The sequence below is a fragment of the Rhizobium sp. NFR12 genome, from assembly GCF_900108545.1.
In the GTDB taxonomy this organism is placed as follows: Bacteria; Pseudomonadota; Alphaproteobacteria; order Rhizobiales; family Rhizobiaceae; genus Neorhizobium; species Neorhizobium soli.
Genome location: NZ_FNWM01000002.1, coordinates 1 through 13,787 on the forward strand (window position 1 = coordinate 1; position 13,787 = coordinate 13,787).

At 56.1% G+C, this 13,787-nt stretch carries 12 protein-coding genes; 7 read left to right on the forward strand and 5 right to left on the reverse strand.

The genetic code is table 11. From position 1 onward, the window contains the following. Positions 1-1,492, reverse strand: a 1,492-nt coding sequence (glmS, locus tag BLW69_RS07390) for a glutamine--fructose-6-phosphate transaminase (isomerizing) (RefSeq protein ID WP_092660897.1), incomplete at its 3' end; no start/stop codon positions are given. A 237-nt stretch (positions 1,493-1,729) separates the two neighbouring features. Here glmS and BLW69_RS07395 point away from each other — a divergent pair. From BLW69_RS07395 to BLW69_RS22715, 6 genes are all read left to right on the forward strand, one after another. Further along, positions 1,730-2,407: an acylneuraminate cytidylyltransferase family protein gene (locus BLW69_RS07395; RefSeq protein ID WP_092661141.1), complete on the forward strand. Its 678-nt coding sequence runs from the start codon at positions 1,730-1,732 to the stop codon at positions 2,405-2,407. 2 nt (positions 2,408-2,409) lie between these two features. Beyond that, positions 2,410-3,438, forward strand: a complete 1,029-nt coding sequence (locus tag BLW69_RS07400) for an N-acetylneuraminate synthase family protein (protein ID WP_092661143.1) — start codon at positions 2,410-2,412, stop codon at positions 3,436-3,438. Continuing rightward, positions 3,435-4,565, forward strand: a complete 1,131-nt coding sequence (gene neuC, locus BLW69_RS07405; protein ID WP_210184908.1) for a UDP-N-acetylglucosamine 2-epimerase — start codon at positions 3,435-3,437, stop codon at positions 4,563-4,565. The genes BLW69_RS07400 and neuC overlap by 4 nt, the downstream gene beginning before the upstream one ends. 166 nt (positions 4,566-4,731) lie before the next feature. Further along, complete coding sequence (locus BLW69_RS07410) at positions 4,732-5,937, forward strand: DUF6716 putative glycosyltransferase (RefSeq protein WP_092661145.1); 1,206 nt, start codon at positions 4,732-4,734, stop codon at positions 5,935-5,937. Between the two features lie 319 nt (positions 5,938-6,256). Further along, positions 6,257-8,326, forward strand: a complete 2,070-nt coding sequence (locus BLW69_RS07415; protein ID WP_139283816.1) for an endosialidase catalytic beta-propeller domain-containing protein — start codon at positions 6,257-6,259, stop codon at positions 8,324-8,326. 95 nt (positions 8,327-8,421) lie between these two features. After that, positions 8,422-8,595 (forward strand): hypothetical protein, encoded by a 174-nt coding sequence (locus BLW69_RS22715; RefSeq protein WP_162759504.1) that lies wholly within the window; start codon positions 8,422-8,424, stop codon positions 8,593-8,595. A 151-nt stretch (positions 8,596-8,746) separates the two neighbouring features. Here the strand turns inward: BLW69_RS22715 and BLW69_RS07420 are convergent, their stop codons facing one another. Together BLW69_RS07420 and BLW69_RS22720 are read right to left on the reverse strand one after the other, a co-directional pair. After that, positions 8,747-9,922 (reverse strand): capsular polysaccharide export protein, LipB/KpsS family, encoded by a 1,176-nt coding sequence (locus tag BLW69_RS07420; RefSeq protein ID WP_348271841.1) that lies wholly within the window; start codon positions 9,920-9,922, stop codon positions 8,747-8,749. After that, positions 9,915-10,088: a hypothetical protein gene (locus tag BLW69_RS22720; RefSeq protein ID WP_162759503.1), complete on the reverse strand. Its 174-nt coding sequence runs from the start codon at positions 10,086-10,088 to the stop codon at positions 9,915-9,917. Before BLW69_RS22720 ends, BLW69_RS07420 begins: the two co-directional genes overlap by 8 nt. A gap of 212 nt (positions 10,089-10,300) precedes the next feature. On the opposite strand from BLW69_RS22720, the gene BLW69_RS07425 reads away from it, so the two are divergent. Further along, positions 10,301-11,635 (forward strand): omega-aminotransferase AptA, encoded by a 1,335-nt coding sequence (locus tag BLW69_RS07425; protein WP_092661151.1) that lies wholly within the window; start codon positions 10,301-10,303, stop codon positions 11,633-11,635. 95 nt (positions 11,636-11,730) lie between these two features. Here BLW69_RS07425 and BLW69_RS07430 read toward each other — a convergent pair whose 3' ends face one another. Next, positions 11,731-13,317: a PQQ-dependent sugar dehydrogenase gene (locus tag BLW69_RS07430; RefSeq protein WP_092661153.1), complete on the reverse strand. Its 1,587-nt coding sequence runs from the start codon at positions 13,315-13,317 to the stop codon at positions 11,731-11,733. Between the two features lie 3 nt (positions 13,318-13,320). Further along, positions 13,321-13,761, reverse strand: coding sequence for a DUF2231 domain-containing protein (locus BLW69_RS07435; RefSeq protein ID WP_092661155.1), 441 nt, complete (start codon positions 13,759-13,761; stop codon positions 13,321-13,323). Positions 13,762-13,787: the final 26 nt, after the last annotated feature.

Consider the following 13,787-nt stretch of genomic DNA (forward strand, 5'->3'; position numbering starts at 1 on the left):
CTGCGTAGCCTTCCGCATGGATGTAGGAGATTTCCTTCAGTTTCAGGGCACCTTCCAATGCAAGCGGATAGCTCGTGCCACGCCCGAGATAGAGCACATCCTTGAAGCGCGAAAGCTCGCGCGACAGCGCTTCGATCTGCGGCTGGATGTCGTTCAATACCCGGCTCATGATCCGCGGCATCTCGGCGAGATGCTTGACCATCGCCTTCTCGTCGCTCTCCGTCACCGTCCCCCGAACGCGACCGGCACCGATCGAAAGGGCGGCCAGAACTGCGAGCTGGCAGGTAAACGCCTTGGTCGAGGCGACACCAATTTCAGGTCCCGCCAGAATTGGAAAGACCGCATCCGATTCGCGCGCGATCGTGGATTCGCGGACGTTGACGATGGCGCCGATCTTCAGGCCCTGTTCCTTGCAGTAGCGCAGGGATGCAAGCGTATCGGCCGTTTCGCCGGACTGCGAGATGAACAGCGCGGCCTGGCTGGGCGAAAGCGGCAGTTCGCGGTAGCGGAATTCCGAGGCAACGTCGATCTCAACCGGCAGGCGAGCATAGCGCTCGAACCAGTATTTGCCGATAAGTCCGGACAGATAGGCGGTCCCGCAGGCGGAAATCGCCAGACCCGACACTGTCGAGAAATCGATCGCCGTATCCGTCGGCTTCACCGTGTTGGTGGCAAAGTCGATGTAATGGGCAAGCGCGTGAGAAATGATCTCCGGCTGCTCGTAGATCTCCTTCTCCATGAAGTGGCGATGGTTGCCCTTGTCGACCATGAAGGTCGCGGCCTGCGAAATCTGGCTCTTGCGGGTAACCGGCCGGCCTTCGTAGTCGATGACCTCGAGACGATCATGGGTGATGATGGCGCAGTCGCCATCGACGAGATAGGTGATCTCGTTGGTAAAGGGCGAAAGCGCGATCGCGTCCGATCCTAAGAACATCTCTCCCCGGCCATGACCGACGGCAAGCGGCGGTCCGAATCGCGCCGAAAAGATCGTGCCGGGCTCGTCTTCGAACATCACGACCAGCGCATAGGCGCCGGAAACGCGATTGAGCATGGCAAGCATCGCCTCGCGGTGGCCCATACCTTCGCGCGTGTAATGCGCCAGCAGATGCGCCACGACTTCCGTATCCGTCTGGCTGGTGAAGACAGCCCCGTCGGCAATCAATGCGTCCTTGAGCTCGGAGAAATTCTCGATGATTCCGTTATGGACGACAGCGACTCCGTCGACGAAATGCGGGTGGGCGTTCGTCTCGTTCGGCACGCCATGCGTTGCCCAGCGGGTATGGGCGATCCCGATCGCGCCCGGCAGCGGGTCTCCCGCCAGCTTCTTTTCGAGGTTGAAGAGCTTGCCTTGGGCGCGGCGGCGATCGAGCTTGCCCTCGTGGATCGTCGCGACACCGGCGGAATCATAACCGCGGTATTCCAGCCTCCGCAACGCCTCGACCAGACGCGTCGCCACCGGCTCAAGTCCCACGATCCCAACAATTCCGCACATCTATACACCTTTCGAGAATGCAACTGGATGGACCTCCTAGACGAAGGACAGACATAATCAATTAGAAATGTTGCTGAGAGCTCCGCGACTTCTGGCAACTGATATGTCATGAAAGATCTGTTTGTGCTCATGAAGCGGTAGAAGCACGCGGCGAAGAGCCCTCGGAATCAAATTCAGTGTTTCCATTTGGACAAGCCTCAGCTACATCGCTTTCAAATTGTGATGGGAAAACACCATATGCATTCAGATGTCATCGCGATAGTACCTGCGCGCGGAGGCTCAAAGGGACTTCCCGGTAAGAATATAATGAATCTTGCGGGCAAACCCCTTTATCGCCACAGCGTCGATGCGGCGCTGGCCGCGGGCATATCTAGAGTGTTCGTTTCGACGGATATCGACGAGATAATCGACGACAGCTTGCCTGAGCAAGTCTCAGTGCTGCGACGCCCTGCTTCGTTGGCCGGCGATGATGTCCCCATGAGAGACGTGATACTCGATATCCTGAAGCGCCAACAAGTCGCCAGTAGCATTGTAGTTCTATTGCAGCCCACGTCGCCCCTTAGGCAAGCCGAGCATATCTCTGCGGCCATTGAAAAATTCGAATCGTCCGAATGGACGCTCGTCATGGGAGTTTGCGAAGGCCCATCGTCAGTGCTGAAGTGGGGCACAGTCGAAGGAGACAAATTCATCCCGATCTCAGATGCACGTTTCTGCTTTGCCAATCGACAATCATTGCCGACGGTGGTTCGACCGAACGGAGCAATCTATGTATTCCATTCGAACCAATTCCTATCTGACGGCGATTTTAATTCAGATGCGATCGGGCTCGTACTGATGACACAGGCCCAATCGTTGGATATCGATACACTCGAAGATTTCGAGCGGTGCCAGAAGGCTATGCAGGGAGACGACTAAAAATGAGAATCGGAAATCGGGAAATCGGCCCAAATTCACCGCCACTGGTTATTGCCGAAATTGGCATCAATCATGGTGGAGACCTCTCCGTCGCCAAAGATATGGTGCTTGCGGCGGCGAAAAGCGGCTGTGAAATTGTCAAACATCAGACGCATATCGTTGATGATGAGATGACAGAAGAGGCGAAAACAATCTTTCCTCCGAACGCCGATGTGTCGATCTGGCATGTCATGGAGCGGTGCGCACTCTCTCTCGAAGATGAAACTCAGCTAAAAGCGTATGCGGAGAGCCTTGGTCTCATTTATATCTCCACGCCATTCTCGCGAAAAGCTGCTGATTTCCTGGCGAGTATAGACGTTCCAGCTTTCAAAATTGGAAGCGGAGAGTGCGATAATATTCCCCTCATCCGGCACATTGCTTCCTTCGGCAAACCAGTGATCATGAGCACCGGTATGCAGACGATAGCGTCGATCAAGAAGTCAGTGGACGTTCTCGATGCTGCGGGAATTGAGTATGCTCTTCTTGAGTGCACGAATCTTTATCCATCGCCACCTGAAATTGTTTCGCTTCGAGGCGTCCGAGATCTTCAGGAAGCGTTTCCCAACGCAATAGTGGGGTTCTCCGATCACAGCATCGGTCCGGACATGGCACTGGCATCGGTTGCGCTTGGAGCCTGCATTTTGGAGCGGCACTTCACAGATACACGTTACCGCAAGGGGCCAGACATATCTTGCTCCATGGACCCTGCCGAGTTGCGTTACCTGATCGATAGATCTCGCGAAATTCACATTGCTCTGAACAACGAGAAAACTCGCTCAGCTGCAGAAGAGGCAGTGTATCGGTTCGCCCGCAGCTCTGTCGTTGCGGAGAGAGATCTGAAGCCTGGCGACGTCATCAGCGAGTATGATGTATGGGCTCGTAGACCCGGGAACGGGGAAATACCTGGATATCAGCTAGATGAGCTGATCGGGAAGCGAATTACAAAAGCGCGCACCCGCAATGAACAGCTCCGGTGGGACGATTTTGAATGAGCGTCACAAACGTTATGCGGAAAATTCTCTTTGTAACCGGAACTCGGGCAGATTTCGGAAAGCTGGAACCACTCGCAAAAGCAACGCGCGATGCCGGCTATAAGATTTCGTTTTTTGTGACCGGGATGCACATGCTTGAAAAGTACGGTGCAACGAAGAATGAGGTCAAAAGGCTTTCAGGCGTCGATGTGCATGAGTTCATCAATCAACGCATCGGAGATGCCCAAGACATGGTTCTCTCCAAAACCGTGTTGGGATTCTCGGACTGGATCTACGAGCATAAACCAGACTTGGTTGTGGTTCATGGTGATCGAATAGAAGCGTTGGCGGTTTCTCTTGTATGCGCTACCAACTACGTACGTTGCGCTCATATCGAAGGCGGTGAAGTCTCGGGCACAATTGACGAGGTGTATCGTCATTGCAATTCTAAACTCTCAACCTACCATTTTGTCAGTTCAGACGCAGCAGGACTACGGGTCAAAGCACTAGGTGAGGACTCTGAGTACATCTTCAACATAGGCTCACCAGAGCTGGATTTTCACGCGGCACCCTCTGGTGTTTCGATTGAGGACGTTCGTCAGCACTATGAAATTCCGTTTACCGACTACGGCATAGCGGCTTTCCATCCTGTCACCTCTGAACGTCAAACGATTGGCGACCAAGCGCGCAGCCTGTTTGCTGCATTGTCGCAGAGTGGGCGGAATTTTGTTGTAATTTCTCCGAACAATGATCCGGGAAGCGAAGAGATATTTGCTGAAATAGGTAAGTTGGATCAAGAAAGATTCCGCCATCTTCCCAGCATGCGGTTTTCGTATTTTTCTGAGCTTATGAAAAATGCGAACGTCATGATTGGCAATAGCAGTGCCGGCGTGCGCGAGGCCCCGTTCCTTGGCGTTCCGAGCTTGAACATAGGAACACGTCAAACAAACCGTTCGGACGCGAAATCGATTTACAATGTAGATGCGTTCGATACCGCGTCGATCGTGGAGTCCATCGATAGAGTATGGGGAACAAGGCTGCCCCGCGACGAGGGTTTCGGCCGAGGCACCGCTGCAACATCGTTTGTAGAAGTTCTAAATACCTCAGATTTCTGGAATGCGCCTCTTCAAAAACACTTCAATGATTGATTGATCATGGTTCTGGCGGGGCCGCTTCGGCGTGAGACTAGACAGATATTCCGATTGGAGGTTAGCATAGATCTCTCCTCCAATCGGAATTGACGTGATCTATGACATGTTATCATTTATAGGCTGGTTCTGATCGAGATGATGCCTTTGTTGAGTTGGTCACAAGTTGAACACCGAGCACCACCCTTTCGAACCAAGTGGAGTTGCGATCAAAGCCAGCCCTAAAAAGGCTGTTTTGGTGTATGCGGCTGACTCCTACGTCGGCTTTTGTCAGATACTCTATGAGTATCTCATTCTCTCCGGAGCTACTGTCTCCATCTTGGAGGTTTCGGACGGACAAAGCTCGACGGGTCTCACAGATCGTCAGCGCGAAAAGTGGGGGATTACCATTCCCCCAGGCGCCATCACCCCTCTAAGGTCTGACAAACTTGTCGAAACCATATCCGCTTTGTCTGCTGATTATCTTTTTCTTGGCGTAAGTGGTCGAGCGGTCTTCCGGATCTGCAAGGCGCTGCATCAACAGAAAAAAATACGCAAGATACCTCTTATCTCAACAGGCTTTCCAGGATTGCAATTCCGCCTGATGATGGAGGGTGTAATTCTGCGTTGCTTTGTGGACCGGCTATTGTTCACCGATCCAACACTGCTGAGAAAGTCGAAGAATTTGCTGTCCTTCGTGCCCTTTAGGACGGCTAAGTGCATCTTGTTTGGATCGCCACGGCTTAGAGTTACACGTGTTTATGAGATGGGGCGCGATCGGCCCTATGTGGTGTTTTTCGACCAAAACGTGGTCCCGCAAGGATATGATGCACGCCTTAGCCTAGCCGGGAGTATTCTAGCTTTGGCAGACGAGTTCCCCAACAAGACGTTTTTGATTGTTGGAAGGACAATCTCCGGGGAGCTGTCATATCATTCTCTGGAGGGCGACGTGTCCATAGAGGCTCTTTTGGCTGGCCGGACGCGCGAAAATGTTTCCTCATTCTCAGGCAACTGGACAGACATCTACGCCGATATTCACCTATGCTTCAGTGTTTCCTCCACGGCTATTTTGGAGGCTGCAGCCTTGGGTATTCCTTCCTATAGTATTCTCGTCGAGGGCGACGTAGATACTCGCTTTAGCGCACAAGCGTTCTTTCGCAATTTGGGCCTTCAGCGGACGCAGGCAGAACTTGCGCGGGAAATAGCGGAGCCGAGTCCAGGTGTGTCCACATCTGCTGCCAACAAGCACATGGCGCCTTTCAATGGTGCCTCTCTTCCCTTGTGGTTTGCTCCGGCAGAGATGGAGCGCCTTCCCGAAGCGCCGATCGTCGTGAGAAACCTGCTTTTCCGCCTTTCTAAATTGGGTGATTGGATGCTCTCTAAAATCCGCTAGCGGCTCACTTCAAAGTGGAGGGCAAACTGGTTCTGTCAGCTTCCGACAATGCCTTGGAGTTTGCAGCGTTGATCGTTCATCCAACGTTTTGGGGCCAACCATAAGGCCTGTCCAAATGGCGGCGGATTTGGATCCGTGTCGCGCGTTTACCCTACTGCTTCATTATTGCGTCTGATGTCGGTGACAGTACAGTAGATGCTATCCTTGGCAACGATCTCTATCGCAGTCGGATCGTCTGCGTTAGTTTGGGTGTGTATCTTCGAAACGAACACCACAACTCCGGTGATCGTTTCCATTCAACGGCGACACGACACTGACTATGAAAACGAATACCGGAAATAAAATCCTCGTCGGTTGCCTTGTAGGCGGTATGATCGTCACGGGAATTGTCGCGGGGGCCACATTCAGCCTCGTGAGTGATTATTCGAGTGCTGCGATCCTCGCCAACGCTGAGGCGGCAGCCGCGCGAGCGGAGACCGCGCAGGAAGCTGCAGAAGCGGCCGCGGCGGGCATTCATCTTCCGGCGGGAGCGCCGAACCGCATGCTCGTCAACGACAGCGCCGGCACCAACAGAGAGCGGCAGTCGGTCGGTGAGGTCGCGAATTTACTGAATTTAGACCGCTCAATTGTTTCTTTCGGCGCGTCCGGTGATGGTAAAACGCTTGACGATGCGGCTGTCAGGGCGGCACTCGCAACGGGGAAGGTGCTTGACGGTCGTGGCCTGACATACAAAGTCTCCGCGAGGCCTCCGAGTTTCAAGAACATTCGGAACGCTGCGTTCAAGGTGGGCTCCGTTCTGCACCCGTCGCGTGACTTCTTGCGCACTGATACCGCGAAGATCACCAACGGCCTTCAGTACGGTGCTTGGGCGCAAGACAAGGCATATAAAATCGGCGATCAGCTTCGGGTTTGGGTGAACGAGAAGCAGAGCCACGGCGATGGCACTAGCCGCATTGCCCTTTACTTTTCCGACGATGGAGGATCGAGTTGGTCATTTGGCGAGTATTTGGCGATGAAGGCGAGCGGCGATACGCTATGGTCCGCAGGATTTGATGGTGTTGCCGAATATCTGTTCGTGCGAGTTCCGGTCTACACGACAGAGAACCCAAAAGGAAACGACGTCCCTCCATATAACTACCAGCTATGGAAGAGGATCCTCGGCGTCGGAGCCGCACAGGACTACAACGCTCCATGGACAAAGATCAACGTCACGTTTCCCACCATCCCCGGCTGGACTGGACAGGGAACGCAGCCAGTGATGGTCCACTCTTTCTCAAAAGGGCATGATGATTCCATCGTCGTCGGTGCTTCGTACCAAGAGGGCGCTGCAGTTCTGAGATCTGCTGACGGTGGCGTCACATGGACGGCGCACATCCTCGCCGCGGGCAACACTTTTGAAGAGCCAACGGTTCGGTATGTGCCAAGTTTAGGGATCTACTGCGGTTTTATGCGGTTTGGTGGATCGGGAAACCCCCGCTGGTGGATTTCCGAGGACAACTTCGCTACTCCGGCTCAATGGTGGACAGCGCCGCCCGGGTTCTTCGGACCTGCTCCACTCGCATCCTCCACGGTGTCATTCGATGTCGACCCCAACGGAAATTTTCATGCCGTTACAGCATACCGAAACGGCGTCGTGGAAGGTGTGAGGACCGACGATCGCACAACAACGTTCTATTTGACGGGTCCCGTAGTTCCGGGAAGCATATGGACGAACCCGCCTACGAAGCTCTTTGCCTTGGGGCAAATGCAGCGGAGAGAACATGATGGTGCATCGGCGCTAGGGCAGGGTTCGGTTATAGCCACCTCGGGCAAGGTGCATCTCTTTTACGGCATGGAAGGCAGGACGGGCGTCCGTGGCGGATTAGGCGCCGGAAACCGTGTCACCGATATCTTTCAGACCGTTGTCTTCTTGGATGACAAAGGGTCGCTCTTTGATGAACGCACGGAACTTGCGGCTAACCGCGGCAGCTTTTCCCCGTTGCGTAAGGTGAGCGGGATAGACGCATGGGCAATTCCGAATACGGACGCCCGTAATTGGGGTCCGATCATCCTGTCAGGACGGACGAACCACTTCCGGAACCTTCAGACGATGACGCTGCTATCAGGTACCCTGACCTTAAGCGGCACTAGATCGGGCTTGTACATCATTGACACTGAAGGATCTGCCGCGGGCGACAATCTGTCGTCGATTGTGGATCCCGATGCAGTCGACGGAGACATCATCACCATGGCTACTAGCACCGGCGCACGAGACGTGACCGTGAAGCATAGTATTGGAAATATCCTTTGCGGGTCGGATAAGGTGCTGGACGGTGCCGCAGACAAGATCACTCTGATGTATTTCGGTGGAAACTGGCACATGGTCTCGTTCGCCGATAACGGAGACTAGACTGTGAGTCGCAGCAAGAGCGTATCCATCTGATCGCGGCGGGCGATTTAGGCCACCACTTGTCTCGCCTTCTTATCTAGGCTCGATACCTACAAATGTCGTTCGGTGAACTCCAGAAGAACGTCGGCATCAACAGCAAGCGGCTCCGCATGAACTTTGAATTTAGCAAAGATAAGCCAAATTACATCGACACGCCGCTATCCAAGGGCTGCATCGGCCGCCGCCGTGAGGGGGACGCCGATCATGAAGTGCCTGCTACAGCGCATTGAGGACGAAGCTTACATGTGCTTTGCGGTTCGCCCGGCAGCAGACGATGCAGCGAGCAATATTTCAAAACCCGGCGCGGTTCATTTCATCTAGACTTTGCCGTTTGGCGCTGATGAACAAAGTACCCGCGCTGATGATATGCGCGCTTTCACGTCAGGTAATTGGGACCTCTGTCTGCCCCCTCATCTCCGCCAGCAGGTCGACCGCTTCTTCGAAGCTGAGCGGCTTGTTCAGCGTCGGGTGGAAATATCGGGGGTAGAGAATATATGCCGCTGCGAATATCTCTTCAGGTGTTCGTTTTGCAGTCCGCCGTTCGCATTGCTGCCGGTCGTCCGTTGCGCCCCAGCCCGCGTAGAACGGCATCCCGACGCATGTAACTGGGATGCCGCGAATAAGCGCCTCGAAACCTGACAGCGATGTGATCGTGTAGACATGATCGATGGTTTGAAAGGCATCTGCGAGCGTGATGTCCTGTCTCAGGATCATCGCCAGATCGCTCAAGTCATTCGGATCGGACTGGTTGGCGCGCGTTCCGTGAAGCACTTCCGGGTGCGGCTTGTAAATGATCTGTGCCTGCGGGTTCTCGCCCGCGGCGATCCGCACCAGCTCGTTATTATCGATGATCCGGTCGCAACCCAATCGGATCGAGGCATCGTCCTCAACCTGACCGACGACGAGGATGCGCTTGCCATGGGTCTTTGTTCCATAAACTGCGGCGATATCGGTATCCGTCGACGTATTGTATTTGGAAAGCCGTGAGGCAATGAGCTTTTCGATCCCGGCCCGGGCCCGCGCCATCATATCCGCGTCGGCGTCAAAGTCGTAAGTATCGATCAGCTGTTCTAGGTCAGAACGCTGGGTCGCATCGAAATACATCCCCGAGCGATCGAAGCACAGCGATAGCGGCGGCGCCTTGGATGCGCCGAGAGATATGGACCGGATGAACCCGTCTTCGACACGGATGATGGGAATGCTGTGTGATCGACAGAACTGTTCTACGAACGGTTGGACCTTGTAGCCCCAGACATAGACCTTCGATCCTTTGCGAGCCGCAATTGCAGGAGCGATAAATGCCCGAAACCACGCCTTGCCGACATGCCTGCTTTTTTGCGAGACGGTTTCGCCGCGCAGCCAGTGGCGCAAATGGTTTTTCCACGGGCTCATGCCGAACACATAGGCACGCGGCTTTAGACCGGCCCAAGCGAAGCACGAAATTACCCAACTCAGATATCGCTCGTACATTCCGCGTGTCACCGCAAGAGTTTGTCCAGGAATGATCCTGACGTGGAAGCGCAGTGCTTTAGCATGCCGAGCGGCATCTTCAACCATCTCTCTGGGCGTCCAGCATCCGCAGAAGCTCCCGGATCACATTGAGCGCTTCGTTTAAAACCACGATGACGTCGTCGGACGGTAGAGAATCGTAATTCTCGATCGTATCCGTGATCCGGTCGATGACATCGATGCTGATACCAGCCGCTGAGAAATCGTCTTCCATATTTTCTAACCCCTTCGCCTATCGCGAGTGGAGTGTAGCAGAACTTCACCCTTAGGATGGGATATCCGATACTTCATTGGTCATGTCGTCTGGTCCTCCATCAACACCGTTTGTCGCCACACCGCGCCACCTCTCCCGCACACCCATCACAAAAACACTTGTTCGCCACCGAAAAATCCGTGACATCTATCTTATCGAACAGGAGTCATTTCATGGACCACGCCAGCAAGACGAACGCGCTCAATCTTGACAATTTCTGGATGCCGTTCACGGCAAACCGACAGTTCAAGGCGACGCCGCGGCTGCTCGCGCAGGCGGAGGGCATGTATTACACCGATGTCGACGGCAACAAGATCCTCGATGGCACGGCGGGGCTATGGTGCTGCAATGCCGGTCATGGCCGCAAGAAGATCGCGCAGGCCGTCGAGCGCCAGCTCTCCACGATGGACTTTGCCCCGACCTTCCAGATGGGGCATCCCATCGCGTTTGATTTCGCGACAAAACTGGCAGAGCATGCGCCGGGCGGTGCCGACGCCAAGCTGGATCGGGCGTTCTTTACCGGGTCCGGTTCCGAATCCGTAGATACGGCGCTGAAGATCGCCATCGCCTATCAGCGGTCGATCGGGCAGGGGACCCGCACCCGTTTCATCGGTCGCGAGAAGGGCTATCACGGCGTCGGCTTCGGCGGCATTTCGGTCGGCGGTCTCGTCAACAATCGCCGCGTCTTTCCGCAGATCCCGGCAGACCATATGCGTCACACGCTGGATATCGAGCGCAACGCCTTTTCGAAGGGCTTGCCGGCGCATGGCATCGAGCTTGCTGATGATCTTGAGCGTCTGGTCGGCCTGCATGGCGCAGAAACCATCGCCGCCGTTATAGTGGAGCCGATGTCAGGCTCCGCCGGCGTCATCCTGCCGCCCAAGGGCTATCTCGAAAAGCTGCGCGCAACGGCCACGAAACACGGCATTCTTCTGATTTTCGACGAAGTCATCACCGGCTTTGGCCGTCTCGGCATGCCGTTTGGCACGGATTACTTCGGTGTCGTGCCGGATCTCGTCACCACCGCCAAGGGCATTACCAACGGCACGATCCCGATGGGCGCCGTCTTTGCCAGCCGCACCATCTATGATGGCATGATGGCTGGGCCTGAAAACGCGATCGAGCTGTTCCACGGCTATACCTATTCCGGCCACCCGGTCGCCTGCGCCGCCGGTCTCGCGACTATGGAAATCTACGAGGAAGAGGGCCTGTTGACCCGCGCCGCCGGTCTTGCCGGCGAATGGGAAGAGGCGCTGCACTCGCTGAAAGGCCTGCCGCACGTCATCGACATCAGAAACCTTGGCCTCGTCGGCGCCGTCGAGCTGGCATCGCGCGAAGGCGCTGTGGGCGCACGTGCCTATGATGTCTTCGTCGATTGCTTCCAGAAGGGGCTGCTGGTCCGAGTCACGGGCGACACGATCGCGCTGTCGCCGCCGCTGATCATCGAAAAGGAGCAGATCGGCACCATCGTCTCGATGCTCGGTGATGCACTCAAGCGCGCGGCATGACGGGCGACCTTAAAAAGAAAGTGCAGCCGGTAGGTGGTACCGGCTGCACATGAGTTCGTCTGTCTAGCGTCGATAAGCGCGAGACCGTTTCCGGATCAGGGCCTTGCTGCTGGCGCAATGTCGGTTTGCGACGGCTGCAGCGTATCACTTTTACCGGACACTGGGGCCTGACCGGTCAGCCGCTCTTCTGCAGGGGCGGTTGGTGCGGCGAGTGCCGGTTCCGTGGAGCCGGTCGTCCCGTTGGCCGGAGGACTCACTGCTGCAACCGGTGCCCGATCCGTCTTGTCGGTGGTCGCGGCCTGCTGTGCGGTTGCCGCGGTCTGGTCGGTGCCGATCGGCTGCGGAATGACCGTGCCGTCGGCATTGGCGACCCGCCAGACCGTGTTGCCGGAATCGTCGGCAACCAGAAGCGCCCCCGTTCCATCGATCCCGACACCGACAGGTCTGCCGCGCGCCTGATCGTTCTCGATAAAGCCTGTCACGACGTCCTGTGCCTTGCCGACAGGCTTGCCGTTTTCGAAGGGCACATAGACGACCTTGTAGCCGTTGAAGTGATCCCGGTTCCAGCTGCCATGTTCGCCGATGAAGGCACCGCTTGCGAAGGCGGACGGCATGGCGGAATTGGCCGAAAACGTCAGGCCGAGTGCTGCGACATGGCTGGACAGCGCGTAGTCCGGCGCGATCGCCCGTTCGACCATGTCCGGCCGTGGCGGGTGAACGCGAACATCGACATGGTTGCCGTAGTAGCTCCACGGCCAGCCGTAGAAGCCATCTTCCTTCACCGACGTCATGTAGTCCGGCACCAGGTTCGGACCGAGTTCGTCGCGCTCGTTGACGACGGTGTAGAGAACGCCCGTATCAGGGTTGAAGGCAAGACCATTCGGGTTGCGTAAACCGGATGCAAAGACGCGTGCCGCCCCCGTCTGACGATCGACCTGCCAGATCGCGGCGCGGCCCTTTTCAGCCTCGAGCCCGTTCTCCACGATATTGGAGTTCGAGCCGACCGAGACGTAGAGCATCTTGCCATCGGGGCTGAGCGCCAGATCCTTGGTCCAGTGGTGGTTGATTGGCCCACCAGGAAGCGGGGTCAGCACCTTCGGCGGCGCGGTAATCTCGTTCTGGCCGAGTTCATATGGGTAGGCGATCACGGCGCTGGCCGAGGCCACGTAGAGCGTATTGTCCACCCAAGCCAGGCCAAACGGGGAATCCAGCTTGGTCAGAAGGTCGTGTCGTTCGTCGACCGTGCCATCGCGATTGGTATCGCGCAGCAGAGTGATGATATTGGTTTCCTTCTCAGCGCCAATATCGCCGTGGGCGATCGACATGATCCAGCCGCGGATGAAATCCTTCGGCCTCGAGGTCGGCTCGCCTGCCGGTGCCTTGGATTGCACGACAAGCACGTCGCCGTTCGGCAGCGTGTGGACGGTGCGCGGGCTCGAAAGATCCTTGGCGTAAACGGTAACCTTCAGGCCTTCAGGAACCTTCGGCGTTTCGCCATCCTTCCAGCCGATCACTTCCGCGACTTTCAGGTCGGGGATGAGCGGGTGCGATGGTTCCGGCAGGACAGGATCGGGGCCAATCTGCGAGTTGACATCGAAGTCACTGCTTTGGGAAAAGGCCGGCAAGGCGGTGCCGAGCGACAGCGATAGCGCGGAGGCAAAGAGAATGCGGGACGGCTTCATGGATCAGATCCTCCAGGCCAGGCGGGAATACTTGCGGGCGGAAATCGCAGCGGCGAAAACCGAGAGAATGAATGTGACGACAGAAATCGCCAGTCCGTAAGGCACAACGGCCGTCCAGCCGTCGCCGGCGTGAACAAGGCTGTTGAGGAAGGCCAGCGCCAGAATGACGATATAGATGACGATGGTGAGAAATGCCGGGCGCAGCGGCCGCGTCCTTGGACGAAGCATATCCAGCAGGCCAGCGACGATTGCAACGCCACCGAAGACAAGGCCGGCAAACAGAAGCCAGGAGGAAAAGTTCTGCCACATCAGGTGACCATCGCTTAGCCAGAAGGCCAGGTCGGTCCCGAGTGTCAGGGTGAAGCAGACGAAAGGAAAGGGGACGAAGAGGGACTGCAGCGGATAGGCCGCAGAGTCTCTGTTATCGGAAGAAAAAACAGTCATGAAAACGCTCCGGGAGGCAAAGAGCC